Genomic DNA, 25,537 nt, shown 5'->3' with positions numbered 1-25,537 from the left:
CGTTCGGCCGTCCGGAGGCAGTCACCGATGGCATGAAGCCCGTGCGCCGGGGTCGCCCGGCATCCTGTACGTTCCTCTAAGGGCAATGAATGCCCAGCTGAGCGGTTTTCCAGCCGCCCCATACGACCGTAATCCGGCCGTGATGACGAAGCGACGGCCCCGTGACCCCGCGGAGCGCTGACACGTAACACCGAAGGCCCGGATTCGGGCACACTGTGAGCCCCCTCACCTGCGGCGACCACCCCACGCTGCGTCCACCGCAGCCCACCCCACCCCCGCTCCCACCCCCACGACCGACCCCCTCCGGCCCCCTACCAGCCCAGACAAGGAGTCCGCGGATGCGCGTCCGTGACCTGCTCGCCCCCGGAGCCCCGAGACTTCGGTTGCTCGCCGCCGAGGACGAACTCGACCGACAGGTCAGCGGCGTCATGACCACGGACCTGCACGACCCGGGCCGCTACCTGCACGGGGGCGAGCTGGTGCTGACCGGGATGCTGTGGCGCACCGCGCCGGAGGACTCCGAGCGGTTCGTCCGGACCCTGGCGGCCGGCGGGGCGGTCGCCCTGGCGGCGGGCGAGGCCGAGGTCGGGCCGGTTCCCGAGGACCTGATCGACGCCTGCCGCCGGCACCGGATGCCGCTGCTGGCGGTCCCCGACGACATCGCCTTCAGCACGCTGACCGAGTTCATCGGCCGGCAGGTCTCCGCCGACCGGGCCGCCGACCTGGCCGCCCTGGTCGACCGGCACCGGCTGCTGGTCACCGCGGCCGGCGGCGGCGGTCTGGACGCCGTGCTCAACCTGCTCGGCGGCGACCTCGACCTGGACTGCTGGGTGCTCACCCCGACCGGCCGGGTGGTGGCCGGCCCCGCCGAGCACCTCGGCGCCGAGGACCGCGAGCAGCTGGTCCGCGCCCACCTGGCGGCCCAGCGGCAGCGCCGCCGCCCGCCGCACCGGGCCCGGCTGGCCTCCGGCTCGTACTCGCTGCTGCCCGCCGCCGTCGATCCGGAGGCCGAGGCGCCGCTCTCCGACTGGGTGCTGGCGATCGCCGGCGACGTCACCGAGTGGACCACCAAGCGCCAGCAGCTCGCCGAGAACCTGTCCCGGCTGGTGGCCGCCGAGCGCACCCGACGGGACGAGGGGCGCCGGCTGCGCCGCCGGCTGGCCGACGAGGTGCTGACCCTGCTGCAGCGCGACGCCGACCCGGCCGAGATCAGCCGCACCCTGCACGCCTCCTCGGCGATGGCCGCCAGGTACGAGGGCGCGGTGCCCAGGACCCCGCTGTCGGACACCTCCTGGCTGGTGCTCAGCGCGGAGGGCACCGGTCTGCCGGACGGCGCGGTGCGGACCATCCTGGAGGAGGCGCTGACCGACACCACCGACCGGGCGCTGGTGGCCGGCACCGGCACCTCGGCGGTGGTCGTGATGCCGGCGCCGGAGGCCGCGGTGCCCGCCGACGCGCTGCGCGACCTGCTGGCGCCGCTGGAGGCCGGGCTCGGCTCGGAGGGCCGGATCACCGTCGGCGTCTCGGCGCCCGCGCTGGAGGCCGGCGGGCTGCGCGGTGCGCTGGAGGAGGCCCGGCACGCGCGGCGGATCGCCGCCGCCCGGGTCGGCCGGGTCTGCGTCTCCGGCCCGGAGGAGCTGGCTTCGCACGTGCTGCTGCTGGCCGCCGTGCCGGACGAGGTGCGCCGGGCGTTCCGCAGCCGGCTGCTGGACAAGGTGATCGGCTACGACATCGAGCACCAGGCGGACCTGGTGCGCACCCTGGAGGCGTTCCTCCGTTCGGACGGCTCGTGGACCCGCTGCGCCGCCCAGCTGCACGTGCACGTCAACACGCTGCGCTACCGGATCGGCCGGATCGAGGAGCTGACCGGCCGTGACCTGTCCCGGCTGGAGGACCGGGTGGACTTCTACCTGGCCCTGGAACTGGCCTGACCGGTCGTCGGGCCGACGACCGGTCAGGATCTGGTGATCAGGACGGGGTGATCAGGGCTGGGCGGGGATGATCCCGGTCAGCCACTTGAACACCTGGGGGACCATCGGCTTCCACAGTGCCGGGGTGTGCGGGCCGGTGGTCTCGACCACCGTCACCGTGGTCGGCGCCTTGGCCGCCTTGGCCAGCGCCTGACCGGCCTCGTAGCCGTCGCCCGCGTCCCCGGCCTCGTAGAGCGCGACGTTCGGCGGGGTGGCGGCGTGGGTCAGCACGTAGAGCGGGTTGGCGATCTCGCGCAGGTGCGGGTCCTTGGCGGTCAGCGAGTCCGGCTCGGCGGCCGGGTCGTTGTAGCCGGACATGCTGATGCCCGCGCGGTAGCGGTCGGGGTGCTCCAGCGCCAGCCGGCTGGCGCAGTGCGCCCCGGCCGAGTAGCCGGCCACCGCCCAGCGGCTCGCGGACGGGTCGGCCCGGAAGTTGTCCAGGATCATCTGCGGCACGTCCCGGGAGAGCCAGGTGTCCGCGTTGATCTTGCCCGGCACGTCCGCGCAGCCGCTGTCGGTGCCGGTGCCGAGCAGCTGGGTGCGCGGCGAGACCAGGATGAACGGCGCCACCTGGCCGGACTGCATCAGCGGCTTGAGCTGCTCGGACACCTTCAGGGTGCCGAACCAGGTCTTCGAGGAGCCCGGGAAGCCCGGGAGCAGCTCGACCACCGGGAACTTCTTGTCCTTGTACGCCGGGTCGTTGTACTGCGGCGGCAGCCAGACGTTGACCTCGCCGTCGACCCCGGAGAGCCGGCCCTTCAGGTCGGTGGTCTGCACGTCGCTCGGCACGGCCGGGTCGTCGATCGCCTTGAACTGCTGCAGCACCTTGGCCTGGGCCTTGGCGTCCGCGCCGCCGCCGACCGCGTCGGCCGGCGGGACGGCCACCGAGCGGACGTGACTGTCGCTGCCGAGCAGGTCGTCCCAGCTGCCGTAGAGCAGGTTGGCGTTGTTCACCAGGACGAAGACCAGCGTCACCGCGGTGGCCTGGCAGAACAGCAGCATGATCAGCCGGGCCAGGGCCTGCACCGCCCTGGAGCCGCGGACCCGCCCCCACAGCAGCATGGCCACCGCGATGGAGACGGGTACCAGCAGGATCGTGAGGATCAGGAAGGGCTTGCCTGTCAGTTGCATCAGGAGTTCTCGTATCCGGGTCGCCAGCCGCCCCGGACGCCGCTTGCCCGGTGCGATTACCACTGGAGTGGACGGTCGTGAACGTGTGATCGGTTGCCGCTGAACCTGAACGGAACCTGAGAGGAAGATCACGCGGACATGAGAATCCACTGAATGTGGCCGCCCTAGTCTGTCATCTTCGCGACCGAGTCCCCCGCACGGGCCCAGAAAGTACTCAGCGGACTACCTGACTACCGCCCGCTGACTGCCGCCCGCGGGGCCGCCCCGGGCCGCCCGGATGCCGCACCCGGCTGCTGCCGGCCCGGGCGGCGCGGGAGGATGGCAGCCGAGTCGTCCGTCGTTCCCGCCCCGTCGTCGCCGAGAAGGAGCCACCGCCGTCGTGACCGCCCCCCAAGGCCGGACCGGCCAGCCCGTCCTCCCCGCCCTGCTCGGCCTCGGCCAGCGCGGTGCCGACCGCCGTGGCCGCCGTCCGCTGCCCGCCAGCGTGTTGCGGCTGCCAACGATCGGCATCGACATCGGCGGCACCAAGGTGGTCGCGGGGGTGGTGGACGGCGAGGGGAGGATCGTCGAACAACTGCGCACCGAGACCCCGCACAAGAGCAAGAGCCCCAAGGTCGTCGAGGACGTCATCGTCGAGCTGGTGCTGGAGCTGGCCGACCGGCATGACGTCCACGCGGTGGGCGTCGGGGCGGCCGGCTGGGTGGACGCCGACCGCTCCCGGGTGCTCTTCGCCCCGCACCTCAACTGGCGCAACGAGCCGCTGCGGGAGGCGCTCAGCGACCGGTTGAAGTTCCCGGTGGTGGTGGAGAACGATGCCAACGCGGCGGCCTGGGCGGAGTGGCGGTTCGGCGCCGGGCGCGGCGAGGACCTGCTGGTCATGATCACCCTGGGCACCGGGATCGGCGGCGCGGTGGTCCGGCACGGCTACGTCGACCGGGGCCACTACGGGCTTGCCGGCGAGTTCGGGCACATGCAGGTGGTGCCCGGCGGACACCGCTGCCCGTGCGGCAACCGCGGCTGCTGGGAGCAGTACTCCTCGGGCAACGCGCTGGTGCGCGAGGCGCGCGAGCTGGCGGCCGCCGAGTCGCCGGTGGCCCAGCCGCTGCTCGCGATGGCCGGTGGGGACGTCGCGGCGATCACCGGCCCGTTGGTCACCGAGGCGGCCCAGGCCGGCGACCCGATGGCGGTGGAGCTGCTGCACGACATCGGCACCTGGCTGGGCGTCGGCCTGGCCAACCTGGCCGCCGCGCTGGACCCCGGGCGCTTCGTGATCGGCGGCGGCGTCTCGGCCGCCGGCGATCTGCTGCTCGCGCCGGCCCAGGACGCCTTCCGGCGCACCCTGACCGGGCGCGGCTTCCGTCCGGAGGCGCAGCTCGCCCGGGCCGCGCTGGGCAACGAGGCCGGACTGGTCGGCGCCGCCGACCTGGCCCGGTCGGTCGCCCGCCGGTTCCGCACGGTCAAGCGCAGCCGCGCGGAGCGGTAGGGCTCGACCGGCGGGACGGCGTTGTCGGTGCCGGGCGGTAGATTCGGTGACGGGTACCGGCCAGGGGCCGGTGCCCGTCCGTCCGGGGGCCGGCCGGTGGCGGGAGCCCGGCGCCGGCCCCGCCGCACCGCCCCGGGAAGGCCCCGCCGTGACCGTCCGCATCGCCACCTGGAACATCAACTCCGTCACCGCGCGGCTGCCCAAGCTGCTGGAGTGGCTGGAGGGCGCCAAGCCCGACGTGCTGTGCCTCCAGGAGCTGAAGTGCGCCGCGGACGCCTTCCCCTACGAGGAGGTCAGCGCGCTCGGCTACCAGACCGAGGCGCACGGGACGGGCCGGTGGAACGGCGTCGCCATCCTCTCCCGGCTGGGCTTCGCCGACGTGGTCCGTGACCTCCCCGACCAGCCCGGCTACCTGGCCGACGACGCGCTGCTGCCGACCCTGGAGCCGCGCGCCATCGCCGCCACCTGCGGGCCGGTCCGGGTCTGGTCGGTGTACGTGCCGAACGGGCGCGAGGTCGACCACGCGCACTTCCGTTACAAGCTGGACTGGTTCGAGGCGCTCCGGGCCGCCGTGCGGGAGGACGCGGCCGGCGGTCGGCCGTTCGCGGTGCTCGGCGACTTCAACGTCGCGCCGACCGACGAGGACGTCTTCGACCCGGCCGCCTTCGAGGGCCTCACCCACGTCACCCCGGCCGAGCGGGCCGCGCTGGCGGCGCTGCGCGAGGCCGGCCTGGCCGACGTGCTGCCCCGGCCGCTGAAGTACGACCGGCCCTACACCTACTGGGACTACCGCCAGCTGGCCTTCCCGAAGAACCGCGGCATGCGGATCGACCTCACCTACGGCAACGCCGCCTTCGTGAACGCGGTCACCGACAGTTACGTCGACCGGGAGGCCCGCAAGGGCAAGGGCACCTCGGACCACGCGCCGGTCGTCGTCGACCTGGCGCTCTGAGTCCACCGGGCGCGCCGGCCCGGGGCCTACACCTGGTCGGCCCAGACGTAGGCCTCGGGCAGCAGCTCGCGGACCGGGACGCAGCGCAGCCAGCCGCCGGTGTTGATGATCACGGTGAGTTCCGGATAGTAGTCCAGCAGCACCTGTCGGCAGCGGCCGCAGGGCGGGATCACCCCGCGGCCGCGGTCCGCCACCGCGACCATGGCGGTCAGCTCGCGGACGCCCTGCGCCACCGCGGCGCCGATCACCACCAGCTCGGCGCACGGCCCGCCGGTGAAGTGGAAGGCGTTCACCCCCGTGACGATCCGGCCGTCCCGAGTCCGGGCCGCGGCGGCCACGGTGTGCAGCTCACCGTGGCAGGCGGTCTCGGCCACCCGGGTGGCCGCGTGGACGAGTTCGAGGTCGAGGTCCGGTTCCCGGCACGCGTGGCCGCTGTCCGTGGTCATGGCACTGCCTGCCTCTCTGCCCGGGCCTCCTTCGCCGCCCCGGGGGTCCGACCGTACGACACCGGGACGGTCCGCGCTCCTCGGCCCGCGCCTCAGCGCTCCTCGGCCCGCGCCTCAGCGCTCCTCGGCCCGCAGCGCGGCGGTGGCCAGCAGGTACTGGGCGGCCAGGTAGGTGGACATGATCCAGAACTCGTGGCCCGGCAGCTCCCGCCAGCCCGCCAGCCGGGTCGCGATCAGGGTGTCGGAGAGCAGGAACAGGCCGCCGCCGAGCCCGCCGCGCAGGCCGAGGCCGGCCGAGCTCACCGCGGTGGCGGCGAGCAGCAGGCTGTAGCCGGCCACCGGCACCCGCAGCGCGCCCAGCCCCGGCCAGAGCTGACTGATCATCACCGCCCAGGCCGTCCCGTACGCCGCCGCCACCAGGGCGGTGCGGCGCCGGTCGGTCAACGCGCCCTGCTTGGCGAACATCGTGACGAAGCAGACGTGCGCCGCGGCGAACGCGCCCATCCCGGCCAGGAACGCGCTCTCGTCCTCGAACTGCAGCAGGGTGTCCCCGGCCGCGCTCGCCAGCAGCGCGGGGACCAGCGGCCGGGTCGCGCCGGTCGTGCCCGGGGCCTGCGAGCCGGTGGCGCGGGCGGCCCGGGTACCGAGCACGTGCGCGGCCAGCAGCGGCATCAGTGCCGGCTTGGTGGCCCGTTCCACGCCCCGGCCGTCCGTCAGCAGCGCGCCCAGGTGCGCCGCCGAGGTGGCGGCGAAGGCACCCAGCAGCCCGCGGGCTCGTCCGCTGCCGCGGCCCGAGAACGTCGTCGTGCGGATGGCGAGGCTGTTCAGCATGGGGGGAGGACCTCCGGGTCGGTCTTGGCGGGGGCGGCGGGTTCGGGCTGCCGGCCCGGAGCCCCGCTCGTCCATCCCCGGCACGATACGGGGACGAGCGGCGGAGCGGGAAGGGCATGTTACTCCCGCGTAGCCCGGTGGCCGCGCGGCCGTCCCCCAGGTGTCGCCGTCGTACCGCACCGCAACCGCAAGGCAGCGGCTGAGCCCCCGTCCGGGTGTCTTAGGCTATTGCCCGACAAGATGAAGGCGGGACGGACATGCCGGGCGGTGAGCGCAACCGGCGGCACGGCGGAGGGCGCGTGAACGGGGGCGGAGCGCTGGGCGGTGCCGGTCGGCCGCTCGGTGACGGCGCGACCGTCGGCCAGCCGGGCCCGTTCCGTCCGATCGGCGTACTGACGCTCGAACCGGAGGCCGCGTCAACCCCGCTGCCCGGCCCCCGACCGGACGACGCGCCGGTGCCGGCCGCGCTGCCCCGTACCCGCTGCGCCCACGAACCCGCCGAGGGCTGCCCGCTGGCCCGGTCGGCGCCGGACGCGGTGTCGGGCCTGCTGCGGCTGGCCGGACGCTTCGCCCGTGCGGCCGACGACCGTGCGGCCCACGACCTCTTCGCCGCCGCCTTCGGCCTCTACAGCGCCCGGCACTTCGGCCTGGCACCGGATCAGGACGCCGCCGACCTGGCGGAGGTGAGCTGGTGGCACGGCCCGACGGTCGGTCAGCCGCTCGCCCCGGCGCCGGCGCCGGTGTCCGCGCAGCCCAGCGGTCCGGGCGGTTCGCCGACCCGGCGCCGCCCGCGCCGCGGTTGCGGAGCGGGATCGGGGAGCCCCGCGGCCGTGCCCGAGGGCGGCACGGACGGTGCCGGACGGCGTACCGCCGGTCGCCACCGCAAGCCCGAACTGCCCGCCACCGGCGACCGCCCCGACGCGGCACTGGGCGTGGAGCGCCGCACGGCGGCACGGATGTTGCTCGCGCACCCGCTGGTCACCGCGGCCGGGCCGCACGCGGAGGCGCTGCCACTGATCCGGCGTCACGCCGACTGGCTGGCCGAACGTTTCGATGCGCTGCTGGGCTACCGTCTGGTGGTCACCGACGGCTTCGCCCGGTTGGTGAAGGCCCACCCCGGCGCCGACGCCCTGCGCGGCCTGGAGATCGACGGCAGGCCCTGCCCGCCCGAGGTCTACGCGGCGCTGGCGCTGGCGCTGGCCGAGCTCCTCGCCGGCCCGCCCCGCCGGCCGCTGCCACAACTGACCGCCCGCCTCCTCGAACTCGCGGACACCGAGGGCCTCACCGTCCCCGGCCTGCCCGCCCCCAGCGGTCCCGCCGTCCCCGCTCCCGCCGTCCCCGCTCCCGCCCTCACCGCGGCGATCGCCCCGGGGGCCGTCGCCGCCGCGCTCGACGTCCTGGCAACCTGGCAGGTCCTCTCCACCCCCGCCACCCCCGACGGTGCCCCCGAGCCCTGGCTGGCCGTCGACCAGCAGCTCGCCTGCGCGCTCAGCGTCGGCTGCGCCGACTTCCCCTCCGCAGAGCCGGCGGAACGCTCCGAGCGGCACGCCGGCATCCCGGTCGCGGTGCGGCGACGGCTGGCGGAGACCCCGGTCGTCCTCCTGCACGACCTCACCGCGCTGGAGCGGGAGTGGCTCTGGGAGTCCCGCCGGCAGGAGGCGGAGACCTTCGCCGACTTCCTGGGCCTCACCGCGGAGATCCGCAAGGAGGGGGTCGCGCTGCTGGACCCGGCCGGCGAACTCACCGATCTCCGGCTGCCCGGCGCCGACGCCCCGGCCCACGCCGCACTGCTCCTGGTCGAGCGGCTTGCCGAGCTCCTGCGCCCGCTCCCCGAGGACGGCGACGCGGCGGTCGGCGTGCCGATCCCGGAGGCGCTGATCGACGGCATCCTCGGCGACATCGCGGACGAGTACGGCGCCGGCGTGGGGTGGCGGCCCGCCCTGGCCCACCGCTCCGCCTTCCGTCGCGAGGTGCTCGGCCTGCTCCACCGCATGAGCCTGATCACCCCGGCCCCGGCCGCCACCCTCCCGCCGGCACGCCCGGTCCGCGGCTGGCTGCTGCTGGCCCCGGCCGCCCGCTACGCCGCCCCCGCCGTACTGCGCCCCACCCCCGGCAACGGCCGCCACTCCCGGCGCGCCGCGCACCCCTGACCCGCCCTCCTCGAGGGGTCGCTCCCGTCCCCGCACGCGTGCGGGGTCAGGCCGGCCTGACCCCGCGCAGGGCGAACATCAGCGGTACCTTCGGCGCGTCGTCCGGTAGCCGCCACCAGCCGTTCTCCTCCCGCCGCATGCTCGGGAAGCGCGGCCACGGCAGCAGGTCCGTCTCGCGCAGCCCCGCCACCCGCAGCCCCGCGCCCACCACCGCCTGCACGGCGTCACCGATGCCGTGCCGCCATTCGTAGCTGACCGTCGCCCCCAGCAGTGGCGGGCCGTCGGTGTAGGTGTGGGCGGAGTCGCTCCGCACCGGTCCTCGGCCGCCCAAGTAGTCGCGGTGGAGACGCAGTTGTCCCTGCTCCTCGCCCGGCTGCGGAACCGGGCCGAGGGAGTTGAGCAGCGGATGGAACTCCACCACGTACAGCACGCCTCCCGGCCGCAGCAGGGTGTGCGCGATCTGTGCCCACCTGGCCAGGTCCGGCAGGTAGCAGAGCGCGCCCTTGCCGGTGTAGACGACGTCGAACCGCCGCCCGTCGAGCGCGGCCACCGCGTCGTGCACGTCGGCCCGTACGAACTCCAGGCTCCGCTCCGCCCCGGCGGCGAGCCGGCGGGCCTGCGCGATGGCCTCCCCGGAGAAGTCGAGTCCCACGGTGTGGGCCGCGCCGCGCTCGGCGAAGGCGCGGGTCTCGGTGCCGAGATGGCACTGCAGGTGGAGCACGGTGCGCCCGTGCAGGTCGCCGAGGTCCTCCCACTCGAAGGGCGCGAACCAGTCGGCGGGGGAGCGCGAGCCGTCCAGCCCGTAGAAGTCACTGGTCGCGTGCACCGGGGTACGGGCGTCCCAGTTCCGCTCGTTGGCCCGCAGCATCTCCGGGACGGTGGGCTCACGGCCTGCTGGTGTCATACCGGCGTTCCTACCCGCGCCACCGGCGGTGCCACACGTGACGGCGGGCGGGGCGGCGGAGCTTCGTGCGAGGGGAGCCGGCCGGGCCCGGCGGGCGCGGTTCCGGGAGCCGCTGTCGCCTGTCGCCGTCAGTGCGAGGCGGCCGCGGCGTTGACCGTGCCGTGCTGGACGGTCTCCACCGTCGCGCCGACGCCGAAGCCGCCGAGCGCGATGGACGCGGCCACCGCCGCGCAGGCCAGGATCCGGCGGTGGCGCTGCGGGAGCGGGAAACCGGAGGGGTTCGCGCTCGCCGCCGTGGCCGGGTGGGCCGAGTCGGCGGTGGCGTCCATCGCGCTCGCCGGGTACGCGCCGCGCAGGTCGCGCGCGTCCAGGGGGTCCAGCGCCGCCGGCCCGGGAAGCGGGCGGGCGACGCGTGGCAGTCGGTCGTTCATGGTGATGAGCTTCCCAGTCAGGTGTTAAACGATGACGACACGAGGGTGAACGCCGCACCCGTCCCACGCGGCGATTCGGAACGGTGGTCCGGAAGCCTGCGCGGAAACCGCGGCGGCGGGTCGGACTCTGTGTGGATCCGCTGGTCAGCGGCTTGCGTTCGACTGGAGGAGGGACGGAGCGCGGAAGGCGGGACCGGGCGGGGCGGGGGCGCCGGCTCCGCGCCCCGGGTCCGGCCGGCGGGTGCGCCGGCCGTCTGGACGGACATGCTGATCGGCTTTCGGACGGACGGGAGGAAGGACGCGGTGATGGCGGCGACCGGTCGGCGACGGTGCGGCGACCGGGCGGCCCCGAGCGACGGGCGGGGCCGGTCGGTGTCCGCCAGCATGCCACTCATCTGACTTTCTGTAATGTGCGGTTGCTTTTGGTAACCGACCGTGCTCAGGTGGCACCGCCCGGGCACGCCAAGGGAGATGACCGTGGGACGCGGCGCGCGGTCGGGCTGGGAATTCACCCGGACGGAGGAATGGCGGAGGGTCGCTCAGGCCGTCCCGTACGGCGCCAGCACCAGGCGCACCACGTCCTCCAGCCGGCGCCGGGCATCGCCCAGGGTGGCCCGACCGGTGACCCACGCGGTCAGTTCGCCCTGCCAGGCGTGCGCCACGATCCGGCCGACCAGGTCGCTCTCCGCGGGTGGCACGTCGGACATCACCGCCCGCAGCGCCAGCGCGTCCGCCCGGGCCATGCCCTGCAGCGCCTCGCTGGCGAACGGGTCGGTGGAGCCCGCCACGGTCACCCGCAGATGGGCGAGCTGCGGTTGCCGCTGGTAGGCCCGCATGCCGTGCCGGACGAACCGCAGCATCCGGTCGGACGGCTCCGACGGGCCGGCCGACTCCGGCAGGCCGCGCGGCCGGCGTGGCTCCGCGACCAGATCGGCGAGCAGCAGCCGGTGCCAGTCGGCGATCGCGGCGGCGAGCAGGTGCTCCTTGGAGGAGAAATAACGGTAGGCCGTGCCGAGGGCGACCCCGGAGCGCTCGCACACCTGCTTCATCTGCAGCCGCTCCACGCCGGTCTCGGTGACCAGGGCGAGCGAGGCCGCGATCAGGCTCCGGCGGCGCTCCAGCTGACGGGGCGACATCGCCTCGATCGGACGGGGTGACAGGTCAACCTTGGTCGTCACCCACACCATGATACGGGCCGCTCCGCACGGTGAATATGACGCGGGCGGGGGTGGGAGCGGGGCGGTGGCCGGGCTCAGCCCAGCGGGCGGACCGGTCCGCGCTCGCGCAGCAGCGTCTCCTGGACGGCGGAGGCGACCAGCACGCCGTCCCGGTCGTAGAACTCGCCCATGGCCAGCCCGCGGCCGTCCCCCGCGGTCGGGCTGCGCTGCGCGAAGAGCAGCCAGTCGTCGGCGCGGAACGGCCGGTGGAACCACATCGCGTGGTCGAGTGAGGCCAGCGCCACCCGGGTCGGCCCGGTCCGCTGGAACCGGTGCTGCTGCAGGTGCAGCGCGGTGGTGGAGGCCAGCGTCAGGTCGGAGAGGTAGGTCAGCGCGCAGACCTGGAGCAACGGGTCGTCCGCCGGCAGCTCGGTGCGGGTCCGCACCCAGACGAACTGCTGCGGCATGCCCGGGACGGCGGGTGGCAGGCCGGGTGCGTCGGCCGGGACGAACCGGATGTCCAGCGAGTGGAAGCCGGCGGCCCGGCCGAAGTCCTCCGGGTCGGTCTCGGCCCAGCGCCGGATCGGGTCGGGCAGCTCATCCGGCCCGGGCACCGGCGGCATGGTGCGCCTGCGCTCGGGCCCCTGCTCGGGCGTCTTGAACGAGGCGGAGAGCGTGAAGATCGCATGGCCGCGCTGGACCGCCGTCACCCGCCGGGTCGCGTAGGAGAGGCCGTCGCGGACCCGGTCCACCTGGTAGTCGATCGGCTCGGTCGGGTCGCCGGGAAGCAGGAAGTAGCCGTGCAGCGAGTGCACCTGACGCCCGGCCCGCACGGTCCGGCCGCCGGCGGTCAGTGCCTGGGCGGCCACCTGGCCACCGAAGGCCCGCATCGGTGCGCCGGCGTGGCAGCGGCCGCGGAACGCGTTCTCGTCGAGCTGGTCGATCCGCAGCAGGTCGCGGAACGATCTGCCGGCCCCCGCCTCCTGCTGCTCCACCGTCACCGCGTCAGTCATCGGATCATAGTGACAGAGGGTGGGCCGACCGGGCTGTGAGCTTGGTAACGGGCACCCGCGGGGCGGCGGCGCAGCCGGGCGGGGTGAGCGGCCCGCGCCCCTGGCCGGCCCGCGCCCGCGGTCAGGCGGGGACCTCGTCGCCGTGGGAGGCCTCGTCCGGCACCGACTGCGGCTCCCCCAGTGGCTCGGCGGCCTGCGCCTCGACCACCAGCGGCTCCGGGCGGCCCACCACCGCGCGCCACCAGCTCTCCGGCTCCGGCGGTTCGGCCGGCTCGAACGGCACCCCGGGCCGTGGCACGGCCACCGTGACGGCCAGCGACCGGGCCTCGGCGACGGTCCGCTCGACCGGTTCCTCCCACGGGTGCGGCGCGAGGTTGAAGGTGCCCCAGTGGATCGGCAGCAGCACCGCGCCGCCGAGGTCCAGGTGTGCCCGGACGCCCTCCTCCGGCGTCATGTGCACCTCGGGCCAGAACCGGCTGTACGCGCCGACCTGCACCATCGTGGCGTCGAACGGGCCGAGCCGGCCGCCGATCTCCGCGAAGCCGGGGAAGTAGCCGGTGTCGCCACTGTGGAACACCCGGTGCGCTGGGCCGGCCACCGCCCAGGAGGCCCACAGGAAGTGGGTGCTGGTGCGCGGGCCGCGGCTGCAGTAGTGCCGCGCCGGGGTGGCGGTCAGGGTCAGGCCCGCGACCTCGGTCGACTCCCACCAGTCCAGTTCGGTGATCCGGTGCGCCGGCACGCCCCAGTGCTCCAGGTGCGCGCCGACTCCGAGCGGCACCGCGAACTGCGCGCCGCTGCCGATCAGGGCCCGCACCGAGGTCATGTCCAGGTGGTCGTAGTGGTCGTGGGAGATCACCACGACGTCGACCGGACCGAGGTCGGCGATCCGGATCGGCGCCGGGTGCAGCCGCTTGGGGCCGATCCCCGTGAACGGCGAGCAGCGCTCACCCCAGACCGGGTCGAAGAGCACCCGGCGGCCGTCCAGCTCGGCCAGCACGGTGGCGTGGCCGAGCCAGGTCAGCCGCAGCCCGGAGGTGGGCGGGACGGTGAGGTCCGCCGCCCGCAGCGGGTGCACCGGTACCGGGTTGCCGGGCACCCGGCGGCCCCGGTCGGTGGTCAGCTGGGCGCGGGTGATCTCCAGCGGCGACCGCTCGTAGACCAGCCGGCGGGTCGGCACCGGGTTGCGGAAGGCCCCGTCGACGAAGTGCGGGCTGCGCCGGATCCGGGCCAGCCGCTCGCCGGCCGGCTCGGCCCCGAAGGCCTTCGCCCGGACGCGGTGCCAGCCGGCGGTCGACAGCCCGCGCAGTCCACCGGTCCCGGGGGAGAGCAGTTCGAAGACTCGGGAGTACCAGGGGACGGGGCCGGGTAGCACGGCAGCTCCTAGTCCTAGAAGTCCTGGAACGGACGTCACACGACGCCGAGCGGGCCTGCCGTCCGGTGGGCCCGCTCGATACGATCAACACCTCATCGGGAGACTACCGGTCCCTCGGCCGCTCGGCCCGTCGGATCGGGGATTCGACCCTCCGTTCGAGGCGACGCCGGACAGGCCGTCAGCAGGCGCCGTGACAGGTGCAGGCGGCAGCCGCGGGAGCGTCAGACGTAGAAGCGGGTGATCGTCTCCGCGACGCAGTGCGGCTTCGGGCTGGCCTCGCTCACCACCGAGAACCGGACCACGGCCTGCGCCCCGCCGGACACCTCGGTCACCGAGAGCAGCTCGGCGGTGGCCCGGACCGCGGTGCCGACCGGCAGCGGGGCGGGGAACCGGACCTTGTCCGAGCCGTAGTTGACCGCCATCCGGACGCCGCCGACGCCGTAGCACTCCTTGGCCAGCAGCGGGATCAGCGAGAGGGTCAGGTAGCCGTGCGCGATCGGGCCGCCGAACGGGCCCTCCTTGGCGCGCTCGGGGTCGACGTGGATCCACTGGTGGTCGCCGGTGGCCTCGGCGAACTGGTTGACCTGCTCCTGGGTCACGGTGTGCCACGCGCTGGTGCCCAGTTCGGTGCCGACGGCGGCGGTCAGCTCGTCGAGGGTGGTGAACGTCGTCATGCTGCGCTCCTGAGGGCCGGTGCGGACTCGGGACGGACGGCTCGGCCCGGCTCGACGGCCGGCCACCCGTTTCGGGGAGCGTAGTCCTACCGGCCGGTCACCCGAGGGGCCGGTGCCCGCAAGCCGCGCCGGCGGGCTGCGGGGCCGGAGCGGGCCGCGGGGCGGCGCTGGCGGGCGGGCGCAGTCAGCGCCCGGCGAGCAGCTCGGGGGTGAACAGGACGAACATCGGCTCGCGCTCGGTCAGCCAGAGCCGCGGCCCGGTGCTCAGCAGCGCGTGGCGCCGCGCCGGGTCGCGGAGCACCTCGGCCCGGCCGTGCGCCAGCACGCTCCAACCGGTGCCGCCGGCGGCGTCTAGGTGGTCGGCCTGGAACGCGATCACCGTCCCGTCCAGCGCGCGGGAGCGGCCGGGGTCCGGCAGCAGCGCGAGGACCAGCCGGCCGTCCGGGTCGAGCCGGAAGACGACCGGCAGCACGGCGGGCAGCGCGTGCTCGGTGTACACCACGCGCCCGATGGGCACGGTGGCCAGCAGGCGCAGGCAGTCGGCCTCGCTCAGGTCCTCGATGCGGTCCGGATGGTCCATACCCCAGATGGTGCGCCCAGGCGGGGCGGGCCGATAGGGCCCATGGTCCCGGAGTCTGCAAGCCGTGGCGGAGAGTGACCGGGATCACCGTCCGGGTGGGTCGGGGTCACCGTCCGACGGGCCGGGGTCACCGTCCGGGGGGACCGGGGCGGTCCACTTCGCCGGACACCCGATCGAGGTGTTCTCGCCGAGACCCCCACCCGGCGGGCGGCCGTGCGGCAGAGTGTGAGGTGAGCGACGCGCCGGGGGCGGTGACGTCCCGTCGGTGACCCGGTCCGGCGCCGGCGGCACGGGCGGCGTGGGTGGCGTGCGGAAGGTGGCGCGCGGTACCAGTGGGCCGGGTGGGAAGCGGCGGGTGACGCCGGCGGGGTGGCGACGGGCGACGAAGGGGTGCGGGCATGAGCGGCGGGGTGGAACTGGTGGTGATCGGCGCGGACGGCGGTCCGGAGCGCAGCTTCGGCGGCTCGGCGCGGGCCGCGCGCGGCGCGCGGCTGTTGGCCGAGGCGCTGCCCGGGGTCTGTTTCGACACCGGCAACCAGGGCTGTCGGACCACGCTGGTGCCCCCCGGAGCGGACGCGAACACGATTCTGACCGCGCTGCGCGAGGCGGCCAAGCAGGAGGGGCGCTGGCTGGTGGTCTGCCTGTTGGGCCAGCTGGTGGCCGACCCGCGCGCGCGACGGCTGGCGCTGGTCACCGCGGGCAGCACGCCCGACAACGCCTACCGGCGCGGACTGGCGTGGGACTGGGTGGTGAGCACCATGGTGCACGGCGCGCAGGAGGAGGCACTGCTCCTGGTGGACGCCGTCGCCGCCCCGGACACCTGGGCGGCGCTCGGCGGATCCACCGGCGAGCAGGGGGCGGCCGAGCTGCTGGCGCACTCCAGAGTCCCGCTGTGGGGAAGAGTCGGGCCGTACCCGGGTGGTCGGCGCGGCCGGTCGGCGGTGCTGCCGGGTGCGGAGGGTTCGTTCAGCTGGGCGCTCGCCCGGGTGCTGGAGAAGGGCGTGCCGGGTGCGCCGCCCGCGGTCGGGCCGGCCGATCTGCAGCCTGCGGTGGTGGCCGAACTGGCACGGGGCGAGCTGGCGTCGGGGGTCGAGGCACGGCTGCTGGTGCCGCCCGCCGGTGGCCGGTTGTTGATACGCAATCGCGCCGCGGTGCGTGGCGCGCTGGCCGGATTGTCGGTTTCCGAAGAACTGTTGGCTGTTCTGTGGCGGGAAAGTGCCCCAACCGATCCGCCTTCCGCGTAAGGTCAGGGGCCCAAGGTGTTGCCGGGCGCGGGTGGGTTGGCGAAGAATCGGTGCCCACGCCGTACTTGGGCAACAGGTGGGTGTTTTCTGCCAACTTCGGCCGGTTGTCGTCGAGTTAGTCGCGGCAAGGTGGGGTTATGTGCCGTAGCAAGGCTTTGTCACGCCTGAGGGCGGTCTTACGCCTGAGGGCGGTCGGGGTCGGTGCGGCGGTTCTGCTCACGCTTCTCCCGGCCGGCTGCGCGGCCTCGGCGGGGACCGCGGCCCGGCTCGCACCGGGCGTTCCCGGTACGGGAGTTGCCGGCGGCTCGGGGGTGCCTTCGCAGCCGTCGTCGGAAGCGTCGCCGGATTCCTCCGGGGTGTCGCAGTCCGGTGTGCCGCAGCCCGGTCCGTCGGGCGGCGCGGCGGTTCCCAGCAGCGGACCCGACGCGGCGGTGGCGCGGGTGGTGCTCCGGGCCTACCAGGCCTGGTGGGCGGCGCAGGTCCAGGCGTTCGCCACCGGTGACCAGACCGGTGCGCAGGTGCGGGCGTACTCCAACGGGCAGGCGCTCAGCCAAGTGCTGGTCAGCCTGCAGCAGTTGCACCAGGCGCAGCTGGTGATGACCGGTGCGCCCGCCACCGACCCGGTGGTTCGGCAACTCGACCTGCGGAGCAGTCCGCAGAGCGCGGTGATCGAGGACTGCGTGGACGTCACCGGCTGGCACCAGGCGGACGCCCACAGCGGCGCCATCGAGGATCCACCGCAGCGCCTCACCCGCTACCCGGCGACCGTGGTGCTGCGGATCAATGACAGCAGTTGGAAGGTATTCGAGTTCAACCGCGAGGCGGGCCGGACATGTTGAGGTCATTACGCCGCACGATGGGCCAACTCCTGCTGATCGCCGGTCTGCTGGCCGGCACGACCCTGCTACCCGGCACGACCCCGCCCGCCGCGGCGGCCGGACCCACCAGGGGTGGCGTCAACCCCTGTGTGGTGTTGGAGGTCTGCGTGGTGGTCACCTCGCCGGGGAGCAGCCCGACGCCGGGCTCCGGCGGTGGTGGCGGTACCGGCTCGGGGGGTGGCGGCGGCCCGGCGATGTGCAGTTGGAACGGTCAGCAGTGGCCGTGCTGGGATCCGGACTACGGCTGGTTCGACAGCTCGTCCGGCTGCTACTTCGACGAGTTGAGTCCGCAGCCGGATCCGGGCGATCCGCTCTGGGGCGGCCACAGCTCGAGTGACGGCGCGGTGTACGCCAAGGCCTGCGCGCTGACCGGCGGCGGGCTGGAGGTCGAGAGCCCGGTCTGGCTGGCCAAGCCGCCGGGGGTCGGGCAGGCGCCGCCCGACCCGGGCACGGTGGCCCAGATGGCCGTCAAGCAACTGAAGTTCGCCAAACCGGTGGTGCACACCGCGCCGGCCGGCACGGCGCTGGTGGGGGTGCCGGTCTGGTTCTGGTACGAGACCTCGGCCGCGGACCAGGACCAGACGGTCGGACCGCAGAGCACCACGGTCTCGCTCAACGGCCTCTCGGTGACCGCCACCGCGCGGCTCGACCACGTGCTCTGGGACCTCGGCTACGTCGATCCGACGACCGGCCAGGAGGCGGTGCTCGACTGCGGGGGGCCCGGGGTGCCGTACCAGCCGGGCCTGGAGCAGGACGTGCCGGCCGGCGCGTGCACCAGGACGTTCAGCAAGGCGACCACCCCGACGGCCGGTGCCTCGGCCGCCGCGGGGGGCACGGCGGGGTTCTACCTGACGGCCACCGAGTACTGGACGGTCAGTTCGTGGAACAACACCGCCGGCGACCAGGCCTATCCGGACCTCACGATCACCGTGGCGAGCGACCCGATCGGGCTGTCGGTGAACGAGTTGCAGGTCCTCAACTAGCCCGTAGCACAGCACCTGTACCCGAAACCCCGTACCTGGTGGTACCCCGTACCTCGTGAGGAAGGCCGACGCCCGATGGAGAACCGCACCTTCCCGGCACCGACCCTCGGCAGGTCCGCCTTCGGCTGGGAGCAGGCGGCCGGGGTGGCGGTGCCGGCGCGCTCGGAGGAGCGGCCGGACCCGGTCGCGCCGTCCCGTTCGCTGCGCGCCCGGCGCCGCCGGCCCGCGGTGATCGCGATGGCCGCCGCGCTGATCGCGGCCGGCGGGCTCGGCGGCGCCGTCCTCTACAACAGCACCGGCCAGCGGATCGCCGTGCTGGCACTGGCCCGTGACGTCCCGTACGGACAGCCGCTGACCGCGGCCGACCTGGTGGTGGCGCGGATCGCCAGCGACCCGGCGCTGGCTCCGGTGACCGCGGCCGACGAGCAGCTGGCGATCGGCCAGCGGGCCACCACCGACCTGCACCGCGGGGCGCTGCTGCTGGTGGCGGACATCACCCGGGCGCTGGTGGTGCAGCCGGACCAGCAGGTGGTCGGGGTCTCGCTCAAGCGCGGCCAACTGCCCGCCGGCGACCTCGAGGCCGGCCAGCAGGTGGTCCTCGTGCTGACCGGCGATCCGTCCACCGGCGGACTACCCGGGGGATCGCCGACCACGATGAACGCGGTGGTCGCGGACGCGAGCAAACCGGACAGCGACGGCGGGCAGGTGGTGAACGTCGCGGTGCCGGCGAGCAACGGGCCGACGCTGGCGGCCTGGGTGGCGAGCGGTCGGGTCGAGGTGATCCTGGCGGCGCGGTCGCCCTCGTCCTCACCACAGGCGTCGTCGAGTCCGAGCACGGGTGGCCAGAGCGGGGGCGGTTCCTGATGGCGGTGATCGCGATCGCCGGTGGCCCGGGTGCGCCCGGGGCCACCACCACGGCCCTCGCCCTGTTGCTCGCCTGGCCGCTGCCGGCCGGGCGCAGGGTGCTGCTCGTCGAGTGCGACCCGGACGGCGGGGCGGCGCTGGCCGGCGCGCTGGAGGGCCGGGTCGAGGCGGTGTACGGACTGCGCAACCTCGCGGTCGCGGACCGGCGCGGCCTGCTCGCGCAGACCCTGTGGGAGCAGCTGATCGACGTCTCGCCGGAGGGCGCGGGGGACCGGCTGCTGCTGCCCGGCCTGACCGACCCGGCCCAGGCCGCCGGGCTCGCCTACACCTGGGAGCCGTTGGTCGAGACGCTGCACGGGCTGGAGGCGCAGGGCTACGACGTGCTGCTGGACCTCGGTCGGTCCGGCGCGTTCGGGCGCAGCGCGGTGCTGGCCCGGCGGGCCGACGCGGTCGCGGTGACCGTGCGGAGCACGCTGCGCGGGCTCAGCACGGCCCGGCCGCGGCTGGCCGCGCTCCGCGCGGACCTGGAGAGCGCCGGGACCGGCGCGGACGCGCTCGGCCTGCTGGTCGTCGCCGAGGGCCCGTACCCGGCGGCGGAGATCACCCGCGAGTTCGGGCTGCCGGTGCTCGCCACGCTGCCGCACGCGGTCCGCACGGCCCGCGTCCTCTCGGACGGCGGTGACAGCACGGACCGGCGGTTCGTCCGCTCGGAGTTGATGCGCACGGTGCGGACGGCGGCCGACGAGTTGCAGGCGCTCGTCGGGCGACGCCGGGTGCGGCTCACGCCCGGGGCCTCCACCGGGGCCGGCACCTCGGGTGTGCCCGCCGGCTCGGGTGTCGCCGCCGCTGTTCCCGGTGTCCCCGCTGTCCCGGGCGTTCCCACCGGCCCTGTCGTCAATGCCGGCCCTGCGGTCAATGCCGGCCCTGCCGCCACCGGCGCCCCTGCGAGCCCCGCCGCCGACCTCCCGGGCGGGCCCGGCTCCGCCGGCGGGTGGAACGGCTGGGCGGACCCGTCGACCGTGGACTCCTACCCCCTCGCTCGGCCCCAGGAGTCGGCCCCGCCGGCTTTCCACGCCGAGGGGCAGGCCCATGAACCGCACGGCGGCGCTGCCTACGCCCCACCGTCCGGTCGGAACTTCGGTCCGGTCGGCGAACCGGCCTGGGCGGAGGGCACTCCCTTCACCCCCGGGCCCCCGGTGAACGGTGCGGTGCTCCCCGGCCCGATGGCCGCGGCCCCGGCACCACGGCCCGGTCCGGCCGGCTACGCCGCTGCGTCCGGTCAGTTCCACGGACCGCAGACCGGGGCCGTCCAGGAGGCCGGCACCGCGCCGGAACCCGTCGCTGCCCCCGTGCCACCGCCGTTCGCCGGAATAGCGCCACATCCGGCCGCGCCCGAACCGTTCCCCGCCCCCGCGGAGAGCGCCGACGCCCCGGGAGAGGTGCTCCGTGCGCGGTAGCCCGATGCGGGACGTGCCCGCGACCGCCCCGATGGATCCGGCCGATCAAGCCGCCCTGCCGTGGGCCGTGGTGCCCGGCACGCGTCCGGCGGAGCCGGAGCCGTCGGGTGCCGGGCCGCGCGCCGGTGCACGGGTGGCGGCGGCCCGTCCGTCCGTCCCGTCCGCCGCCTCCGTGCCGACGCCCGGCGCGACCTCCACCCCGTCGGGCCTGCCCGTGCTGCCCGCCACCGGGACGTGGGAGGTCGGGTCGGTCCCCGCCGTCGATCCGCAGGTCGCCCGCGAGCTCAAGCGGCAGGTCGCCACCGAACTGCACCAGCAGCTCTCCCGGGCGCCCGGGACCCACGGGCCCGACACCGACCGGGCGACCCGGCGGCAGCGTGGCCGGGCGCTGATCGAGGAGGCGGTGGCCCGCTGGTCGGACGCGTACGCGGTGACCCACGGGGTGAGCCCGACCCGCGAGCAGGACCGCGCGCTGGCCGAGGCCGTCTACGACCTGATGTTCCGGGCCGGCCGGTTGCAGCCCTACCTGGACGATCCCGACATCGAGAACATCGTGATCAACGGATGCGACGACGTCTGGGTCTCCCGGGTCCACCAACCCCTGCGCCAGGTGCCGCCGGTGGCCAACAGCGATGCCGAACTCGTCGAGCTGCTCCAGGACTTGGCCCGCCAGCACGGCGGCGGTGAGCGGACCCTGAGCACCGCGAGTCCGACTCTGGCGCTTCGCCTGGAGGGGGGCATGCGGCTGCAGGCGCTGACCGAGGTGACCCCGCGGCCGTACGTCGCGATCCGCCGCCACCGGGTGGCCTCGGCCACCCTGGCCGACCTGGTGACCCTCGGGACCGTCGATTCGACCATCGCCGCCTTCCTGGCCTCGGCCATCCGGGCCCGGAAGAACGTGATGATCACGGGGACCCAGGGCGTCGGCAAGACCAGCCTGCTGCGGGCGATGGCCGCCGAGATCCCGCCGGACGAGCGGATCGGCACTCTGGAGTCGGAGTTCGAGCTGTGGCTGCACACGCTGGGACACCTGCGTCAGGTCGTGCCGATGGAGGCCCGGGAGGGGAACGGCGAACGGGTCGACGGCCGGGTCGCCGGTGAGCTCACGATCGGTGAACTCATCCCGGCCGCACTGCGGATGACGCTCTCCCGGATCATCGTGGGCGAGGTCCGCTCGGGCGAGGTGGTGCCGATGCTGCGGGTGATGACCAACGGCGAGGGCGGGTCGATGTGCACCCTGCACGCCCGGGGACCGCACATGGTGGTCGACCGGATCGCCGAGCTCTGCCTGGAGTACGGCTCACACATGACCGACAGCCTCGCCTACCGGCTCACCGCCAACGCGGTGGACCTGATCGTGCACGTGGCGATGGTGGACGAGACGGCCGTCGGCGGGCAGCGTCACCGGTTCGTGTCGCACGTGCTGGAGGTTACCGGGCTCGGGGAGAACGGCCGGCCGGCGCTCAACACGGTGTTCGGCCCCCGCCCGGATCTCGGCGAGCCCAGAGCCGTCCCGCACACGCCGCCGCACTGCCTGGACGACCTGCGACGGGCCGGCTTCGACGCCGGGCTCCTGCAGTCGGCGTACGGCAGTTGGAGTGCACCGCTCTCGTTGCGGATCGGTGGTCTGCGATGAACGCAGTGCCCGAAACGAGAGCGGTGCTCCGCTCGCAGTCCACGGCATCCGGCGCGAGAGCACTGCTCTGCTGCCGAGATCGCCGCTCCAAAACGAGATCACTGATCTCCTTTCGGGCACCGCTCACGGACGAGAGCAGCGCTCTCGCGCCGAAGCCGAGAGCGCTGCTCACGAAGAAGAGCGCCGCTCCCATGCCAACACCGCCAACCCCGAGAGCACCGCTCACCACCCTTGGAAGGGGCCACTGATGCTCCTCTACACCCTGTGCGGGGTCCTGCTGTCGGGTGGTCTGGTCGCACTGGTCGTCGGCGTTCGCGGCACCCGGGCCGGCCGGCCCGCCGAGCCCGGCCCGCTCGCCACCCGGGCGCACGTCCTCTGGTACGGCGCGCCCGGTGCGGCGAGCCCCGGGACGGCCCGACTGCGCCGGATCCAGCTCGGCCTCTCGCTGGCCGCCGCGCCGCTGCTCTGGCTGTTCACCGGGATCCCGGTCACCGCCGGCCTGGCGCCACTGGCCGTCTTCGGCCTCCCCTGGCTGTTCGCCGCGACCCGCTCGGACACCCGGCAGATCGTCCGCCTGGAGGCGCTGGCCGAGTGGACCCAGCGGCTGGCCGACGTCCTGCTCCTCGGCACCGGCCTCAACCAGGCGCTGCTGACCAGCCGTCGGACCGCCCCCGCCGCGCTCGCCGACGAGATCGACGATCTCGCCTCCCGCCTGCAGGCCCGCTGGAGGGTCGAGGACGCGCTGCGCGCCTTCGCCGACAGCCTCGCCGACGCCACCGCCGACAAGGTGCTGGCCGCCCTGCTGCTGCGCTCCGGCGACAGCGGTCCGGGGCTGGCGAGGTCGCTGGCCGACCTGGCGGACTCGGTCCGCGACGAGGTGCGCCAGCGCCGCTCGATCGAGGCGGACCGGGCCAAGCACCGGACGACCATCCGCTGGTTGGTCGGGATCATCCTGATCGTGATCGTGGTCGGCTCGTTCAACAGCCGCTACACCGCGCCCTACAGCACCTTCCAGGGCCAGGTGGTGCTCGGCGTGCTGGCCGCGCTCTTCGTCGCCGTGATCGCCTGGATGCGGTCGCTCGCGGCCAATCCGCCGCTGCCACGCCTGCTGGAACCCGACCGGCGCAGCCGGGTGATGGCACTGCCGGAGTCGGACGGCGAGCACGACCCGGGCGAGGACCGCGGATCCGCCGACCCCGGACACGTCCCCGACCCGGCCCGCACCCCCGACGGCGGACCGGCCGCCGGCCAGTCCCTGCTCAGGGAGGCCCGATGATCTCGCCCTGGGCCGTGCTGGCCGGTGCCACCGCCGCCGGCGGACTGGCCGTGCTGATCTCCGAACTCCGCCCCGCGCCACCCGACCTGGGTCAGGCCCTGGAGCGCCTGCACCGCGCCCCGAACCCCCGGCGCACGGCCGCCACCACCGTCCGGGCGAGCTGGTACGACCAGCTCGGCGCCCGTGCACTGGCCGTGGTCGGTGCCCGGGTGCCGCAGCAGGAGCTGGCTCTGGTCGGCCGCACCCCGGCTCGTTTCATGGCGCACAAGCTGCTCTTCGCCCTGATCGGCCTGGTGCTGCCCGGTTACCTGTCCGCGATGGCAGCGGTCGGCGGCGTGGCCCTGCCGGTGGCGGTTCCGATGCTGGCCGGGCTCGGCATGGCCGCGGGCGGCTGGCTGCTGCCCGACGCCATCGTGCAGAGCGAGGCGAAGGAGGCCAGGGTCGAGTACCTGCACGGCATCGCGGCCTACCTCGAACTCGTCGCGCTGGAGCGGGCGTCCGACCACGGCCCGGCCGAGGCGATGCGCCGGGCGGCGGCGATCGGCCGCGGCGCGGTGCTGCGCCGGATCCGGGACGCCCTGGAGCGGGCCGCCACCGACCGGCTGCCGCCCTGGGACGGCCTGGACACGCTCGCCGAGGAGCTCGGCCTGACTCCGCTGCAGGACGTCGCCGACATCATGCGGATCTCGGGCACCGACGGCGCCGCCGTGTACGACACCCTGCGAGCCCGGGCCAAGGGCCTGCGGGACGAGCTGCTCGCCGACGAGCTGGCCAAGGCCGGCACCGACAGCGAGCGGATGGTGGCGCCCGGCGCGGCACTCACCCTGCTGATGACCGTCCTGATCGTCTACCCCGCGCTGTACCAGATGCTCCATGTCTTCTGAAGGGCCGGTCTTCCGAAGGACCGGCCGACTTCCCCCGCTGCACCCCCGTCCGGATCAAGTCCACTCCGGCCCACCGGAGTTCCGTCCCCCCTGGGAGAGCGAATCATGAAGTCCCTGCGCAGTCTTCCCCGCCAGTTCCTGCAACCGCTGCTGCTGCCGCTGCTGCTCGCCACCGCGCTGCTGCGGGTCCACACCGGACGACTGCGGGCCGCCCGGTCCGCGGGCGACCGCGGCGCGCTGAGCGTCGAGATGGCGCTGATCGTCATCGTGGTGATCGGCATCGCCGGCGCGGTGCTGGCGGCCCTGACCACCCTGGGTGGCGCGGTCAGCAAGCAGGTGCCGACCACGATCCCCAACGGCGTGCACTCGTGACCGGGCGCCGCCGGTGGGACGACAGCGGAGTCCTCAGTCTCAGTTTCGCGCTCGTCTTCCCGGCGGTGCTCTTCCTGGTCATCGGGGTGGCCCAGGTCGCGCTGCTCTGGTACTCCGACTCGGTCGCGCTGACCGCCGCCCGGGAGGGCGTGGACGCGGGCCGCGGGTACCAGAGCAACGACCAGGCCGCCCAGCAGCGCGCCACCGACTTCCTCGCCCTGTGCCAGGGGCTGCTCGACAAACCCGAGGTCAAGGTGGAACACCCGGACCCGAACACCATCAGGGTCACCGTGCGCTTCGAGCCGCTGTTCCTCCCGCCGGGGGTCAGCGGCCTGTGGATCACCCAGAGCGCCACGGCACCGATCGAACGGTACGTGGCGCCATGACCGTCCGTGGCGCCACGACCGCCCGCCCGTCCGGCGGGCCCGATCCGCAGCGCGGCAGCCTGGCCATCGAGGCCGCGATCCTGGTGCCGGCCATCCTGGTGCTGTTCTGCCTGGTGATCGTGATCGGCCGGCTGCAGGTGGTCGGCGGCACGGTCGACGAGGCGGCCCGGACCGCGGCCCGCAGCGCCACGCTCGACCGTTCGACCCGCTCGGCGCAGGAGGTCGCGAGCGAGTCGGCCGCCGAGGTCCTGCGCGCCCGGGGCGTGGTCTGCCCGGACCTGGCCGTCTCCGCGACGCCGGAACAGCTGCCGGTCGGCGACACCACCCTGAACGCCGTCAACGTCACCGTGACCTGCCAGGTCAGGGTGAGTGATCTGTTCCCACTGTGGGTACCGGGCTCGGAGACGATGACCGGGAGCTTCACCTCGGTCATCGACCGCTACCGGTCGCAGTAGCACACCGT

The 25,537-nt window shown here is 74.7% G+C and carries 25 protein-coding genes; 15 read left to right on the top strand and 10 right to left on the bottom strand.

The genetic code is table 11. The features are described from left to right. Positions 1-338: 338 nt before the first annotated feature. The gene (locus ACIGXM_RS18600; protein WP_396562114.1) at positions 339-1,931 is read left to right on the top strand and encodes a PucR family transcriptional regulator; all 1,593 of its coding nucleotides are present in this window, start codon (positions 339-341) and stop codon (positions 1,929-1,931) included. Positions 1,932-1,982: 51 nt separating this feature from the next. Here the strand turns inward: ACIGXM_RS18600 and ACIGXM_RS18595 are convergent, their stop codons facing one another. Next, the gene (locus ACIGXM_RS18595; RefSeq protein WP_396562112.1) at positions 1,983-3,101 is read right to left on the bottom strand and encodes an alpha/beta hydrolase; all 1,119 of its coding nucleotides are present in this window, start codon (positions 3,099-3,101) and stop codon (positions 1,983-1,985) included. Positions 3,102-3,480: 379 nt separating this feature from the next. Here ACIGXM_RS18595 and ACIGXM_RS18590 point away from each other — a divergent pair, with 379 nt between their 5' ends. Together ACIGXM_RS18590 and ACIGXM_RS18585 are read left to right on the top strand one after the other, a co-directional pair. Further along, positions 3,481-4,584 carry an ROK family glucokinase gene (locus ACIGXM_RS18590; RefSeq protein ID WP_396562110.1) on the top strand — a complete coding sequence of 368 codons (1,104 nt, stop codon included), beginning with the start codon at positions 3,481-3,483 and terminating at the stop codon, positions 4,582-4,584. Between the two features lie 148 nt (positions 4,585-4,732). Then, positions 4,733-5,536, top strand: a complete 804-nt coding sequence (locus tag ACIGXM_RS18585; protein ID WP_396562108.1) for an exodeoxyribonuclease III — start codon at positions 4,733-4,735, stop codon at positions 5,534-5,536. Positions 5,537-5,562: 26 nt separating this feature from the next. Here ACIGXM_RS18585 and ACIGXM_RS18580 read toward each other — a convergent pair whose 3' ends face one another. Next, on the bottom strand, positions 5,563-5,982 hold the full coding sequence (locus tag ACIGXM_RS18580) for a cytidine deaminase family protein (RefSeq protein ID WP_396562106.1): 420 nt from the start codon (positions 5,980-5,982) through the stop codon (positions 5,563-5,565). Between the two features lie 114 nt (positions 5,983-6,096). Further along, the gene (locus tag ACIGXM_RS18575) at positions 6,097-6,813 is read right to left on the bottom strand and encodes a lysoplasmalogenase (RefSeq protein ID WP_396562104.1); all 717 of its coding nucleotides are present in this window, start codon (positions 6,811-6,813) and stop codon (positions 6,097-6,099) included. A 299-nt stretch (positions 6,814-7,112) separates the two neighbouring features. Between ACIGXM_RS18575 and ACIGXM_RS18570 the strand changes: the two genes are divergently transcribed. Beyond that, on the top strand, positions 7,113-8,963 hold the full coding sequence (locus ACIGXM_RS18570; protein WP_396562102.1) for a DUF2398 family protein: 1,851 nt from the start codon (positions 7,113-7,115) through the stop codon (positions 8,961-8,963). Positions 8,964-9,009: 46 nt separating this feature from the next. Here ACIGXM_RS18570 and ACIGXM_RS18565 read toward each other — a convergent pair whose 3' ends face one another. The 7 genes from ACIGXM_RS18565 to ACIGXM_RS18535 all read right to left on the bottom strand — a co-directional run bounded on the left by ACIGXM_RS18565 (position 9,010) and on the right by ACIGXM_RS18535 (position 15,094). After that, a complete protein-coding gene (locus tag ACIGXM_RS18565) occupies positions 9,010-9,867 on the bottom strand; it encodes a class I SAM-dependent methyltransferase (protein WP_396562100.1) in 858 nt (285 codons plus the stop codon). 128 nt (positions 9,868-9,995) lie between these two features. Further along, a complete protein-coding gene (locus ACIGXM_RS18560; RefSeq protein ID WP_396562098.1) occupies positions 9,996-10,298 on the bottom strand; it encodes a hypothetical protein in 303 nt (100 codons plus the stop codon). Positions 10,299-10,837: 539 nt separating this feature from the next. Continuing rightward, positions 10,838-11,476 carry a TetR/AcrR family transcriptional regulator gene (locus ACIGXM_RS18555; protein ID WP_396562096.1) on the bottom strand — a complete coding sequence of 213 codons (639 nt, stop codon included), beginning with the start codon at positions 11,474-11,476 and terminating at the stop codon, positions 10,838-10,840. Positions 11,477-11,550: 74 nt separating this feature from the next. Further along, entirely contained in the window at positions 11,551-12,468 is a 918-nt protein-coding gene (locus ACIGXM_RS18550; protein WP_396562094.1) for an acyl-CoA thioesterase, read from the bottom strand. Positions 12,469-12,589: 121 nt separating this feature from the next. Beyond that, complete coding sequence (locus ACIGXM_RS18545) at positions 12,590-13,774, bottom strand: MBL fold metallo-hydrolase (RefSeq protein ID WP_396562545.1); 1,185 nt, start codon at positions 13,772-13,774, stop codon at positions 12,590-12,592. 287 nt (positions 13,775-14,061) lie between these two features. Next, a complete protein-coding gene (locus ACIGXM_RS18540) occupies positions 14,062-14,514 on the bottom strand; it encodes a MaoC family dehydratase (protein ID WP_396562092.1) in 453 nt (150 codons plus the stop codon). Positions 14,515-14,698: 184 nt separating this feature from the next. Next, a complete protein-coding gene (locus tag ACIGXM_RS18535) occupies positions 14,699-15,094 on the bottom strand; it encodes a pyridoxamine 5'-phosphate oxidase family protein (protein ID WP_396562090.1) in 396 nt (131 codons plus the stop codon). 398 nt (positions 15,095-15,492) lie between these two features. Between ACIGXM_RS18535 and ACIGXM_RS18530 the strand changes: the two genes are divergently transcribed. From ACIGXM_RS18530 to ACIGXM_RS18480, 11 genes are all read left to right on the top strand, one after another. After that, positions 15,493-16,338, top strand: a complete 846-nt coding sequence (locus ACIGXM_RS18530; RefSeq protein WP_396562088.1) for a hypothetical protein — start codon at positions 15,493-15,495, stop codon at positions 16,336-16,338. 356 nt (positions 16,339-16,694) lie between these two features. Beyond that, positions 16,695-17,177 (top strand): hypothetical protein, encoded by a 483-nt coding sequence (locus tag ACIGXM_RS18525; RefSeq protein ID WP_396562087.1) that lies wholly within the window; start codon positions 16,695-16,697, stop codon positions 17,175-17,177. Beyond that, positions 17,171-18,199: a hypothetical protein gene (locus ACIGXM_RS18520; protein WP_396562085.1), complete on the top strand. Its 1,029-nt coding sequence runs from the start codon at positions 17,171-17,173 to the stop codon at positions 18,197-18,199. The genes ACIGXM_RS18525 and ACIGXM_RS18520 overlap by 7 nt, the downstream gene beginning before the upstream one ends. A 75-nt stretch (positions 18,200-18,274) precedes the next feature. Continuing rightward, positions 18,275-19,063 (top strand): SAF domain-containing protein, encoded by a 789-nt coding sequence (locus ACIGXM_RS18515; protein WP_396562083.1) that lies wholly within the window; start codon positions 18,275-18,277, stop codon positions 19,061-19,063. Further along, complete coding sequence (locus ACIGXM_RS18510; protein ID WP_396562081.1) at positions 19,063-20,520, top strand: hypothetical protein; 1,458 nt, start codon at positions 19,063-19,065, stop codon at positions 20,518-20,520. Before ACIGXM_RS18515 ends, ACIGXM_RS18510 begins: the two co-directional genes overlap by 1 nt. A gap of 31 nt (positions 20,521-20,551) precedes the next feature. After that, a complete protein-coding gene (locus ACIGXM_RS18505) occupies positions 20,552-22,156 on the top strand; it encodes a CpaF family protein (protein WP_396562543.1) in 1,605 nt (534 codons plus the stop codon). Positions 22,157-22,403: 247 nt separating this feature from the next. Beyond that, complete coding sequence (locus ACIGXM_RS18500; RefSeq protein WP_396562080.1) at positions 22,404-23,432, top strand: type II secretion system F family protein; 1,029 nt, start codon at positions 22,404-22,406, stop codon at positions 23,430-23,432. Next, the gene (locus ACIGXM_RS18495; RefSeq protein ID WP_396562078.1) at positions 23,429-24,316 is read left to right on the top strand and encodes a hypothetical protein; all 888 of its coding nucleotides are present in this window, start codon (positions 23,429-23,431) and stop codon (positions 24,314-24,316) included. The genes ACIGXM_RS18500 and ACIGXM_RS18495 overlap by 4 nt, the downstream gene beginning before the upstream one ends. A gap of 105 nt (positions 24,317-24,421) precedes the next feature. Next, on the top strand, positions 24,422-24,688 hold the full coding sequence (locus ACIGXM_RS18490) for a hypothetical protein (protein WP_396562076.1): 267 nt from the start codon (positions 24,422-24,424) through the stop codon (positions 24,686-24,688). Further along, positions 24,685-25,074 (top strand): TadE/TadG family type IV pilus assembly protein, encoded by a 390-nt coding sequence (locus ACIGXM_RS18485; protein ID WP_396562074.1) that lies wholly within the window; start codon positions 24,685-24,687, stop codon positions 25,072-25,074. The genes ACIGXM_RS18490 and ACIGXM_RS18485 overlap by 4 nt, the downstream gene beginning before the upstream one ends. Then, positions 25,071-25,529: a TadE/TadG family type IV pilus assembly protein gene (locus tag ACIGXM_RS18480; RefSeq protein WP_396562072.1), complete on the top strand. Its 459-nt coding sequence runs from the start codon at positions 25,071-25,073 to the stop codon at positions 25,527-25,529. The genes ACIGXM_RS18485 and ACIGXM_RS18480 overlap by 4 nt, the downstream gene beginning before the upstream one ends. Positions 25,530-25,537 lie beyond the last annotated feature (8 nt).

This window comes from Kitasatospora sp. NPDC052896 (assembly GCF_044547075.1).
Lineage (GTDB): Bacteria > Actinomycetota > Actinomycetes > Streptomycetales > Streptomycetaceae > Kitasatospora.
The sequence above is the reverse complement of the archived record's forward strand: the minus strand, read 5'-3'. Positions and strand labels throughout refer to the sequence as shown.

Bases quoted from the DNA above. Each gene is read 5' to 3' on its own strand.
- ACIGXM_RS18600 (WP_396562114.1), top strand. From the start codon at position 339: ATGCGCGTCCGTGACCTGCTCGCCCCCGGAGCCCCGAGACTTCGGTTG.
- ACIGXM_RS18595 (WP_396562112.1), bottom strand. From the start codon at position 3,101: ATGCAACTGACAGGCAAGCCCTTCCTGATCCTCACGATCCTGCTGGTA.
- ACIGXM_RS18580 (WP_396562106.1), bottom strand. From the start codon at position 5,982: ATGACCACGGACAGCGGCCACGCGTGCCGGGAACCGGACCTCGACCTC.
- ACIGXM_RS18575 (WP_396562104.1), bottom strand. From the start codon at position 6,813: ATGCTGAACAGCCTCGCCATCCGCACGACGACGTTCTCGGGCCGCGGC.
- ACIGXM_RS18565 (WP_396562100.1), bottom strand. From the start codon at position 9,867: ATGACACCAGCAGGCCGTGAGCCCACCGTCCCGGAGATGCTGCGGGCC.
- ACIGXM_RS18560 (WP_396562098.1), bottom strand. From the start codon at position 10,298: ATGAACGACCGACTGCCACGCGTCGCCCGCCCGCTTCCCGGGCCGGCG.
- ACIGXM_RS18550 (WP_396562094.1), bottom strand. From the start codon at position 12,468: ATGACTGACGCGGTGACGGTGGAGCAGCAGGAGGCGGGGGCCGGCAGA.
- ACIGXM_RS18540 (WP_396562092.1), bottom strand. From the start codon at position 14,514: ATGACGACGTTCACCACCCTCGACGAGCTGACCGCCGCCGTCGGCACC.
- ACIGXM_RS18535 (WP_396562090.1), bottom strand. From the start codon at position 15,094: ATGGACCATCCGGACCGCATCGAGGACCTGAGCGAGGCCGACTGCCTG.
- ACIGXM_RS18530 (WP_396562088.1), top strand. From the start codon at position 15,493: ATGAGCGGCGGGGTGGAACTGGTGGTGATCGGCGCGGACGGCGGTCCG.
- ACIGXM_RS18520 (WP_396562085.1), top strand. From the start codon at position 17,171: ATGTTGAGGTCATTACGCCGCACGATGGGCCAACTCCTGCTGATCGCC.
- ACIGXM_RS18515 (WP_396562083.1), top strand. From the start codon at position 18,275: ATGGAGAACCGCACCTTCCCGGCACCGACCCTCGGCAGGTCCGCCTTC.
- ACIGXM_RS18510 (WP_396562081.1), top strand. From the start codon at position 19,063: ATGGCGGTGATCGCGATCGCCGGTGGCCCGGGTGCGCCCGGGGCCACC.
- ACIGXM_RS18505 (WP_396562543.1), top strand. From the start codon at position 20,552: ATGGATCCGGCCGATCAAGCCGCCCTGCCGTGGGCCGTGGTGCCCGGC.
- ACIGXM_RS18500 (WP_396562080.1), top strand. From the start codon at position 22,404: ATGCTCCTCTACACCCTGTGCGGGGTCCTGCTGTCGGGTGGTCTGGTC.
- ACIGXM_RS18495 (WP_396562078.1), top strand. From the start codon at position 23,429: ATGATCTCGCCCTGGGCCGTGCTGGCCGGTGCCACCGCCGCCGGCGGA.
- ACIGXM_RS18490 (WP_396562076.1), top strand. From the start codon at position 24,422: ATGAAGTCCCTGCGCAGTCTTCCCCGCCAGTTCCTGCAACCGCTGCTG.
- ACIGXM_RS18480 (WP_396562072.1), top strand. From the start codon at position 25,071: ATGACCGTCCGTGGCGCCACGACCGCCCGCCCGTCCGGCGGGCCCGAT.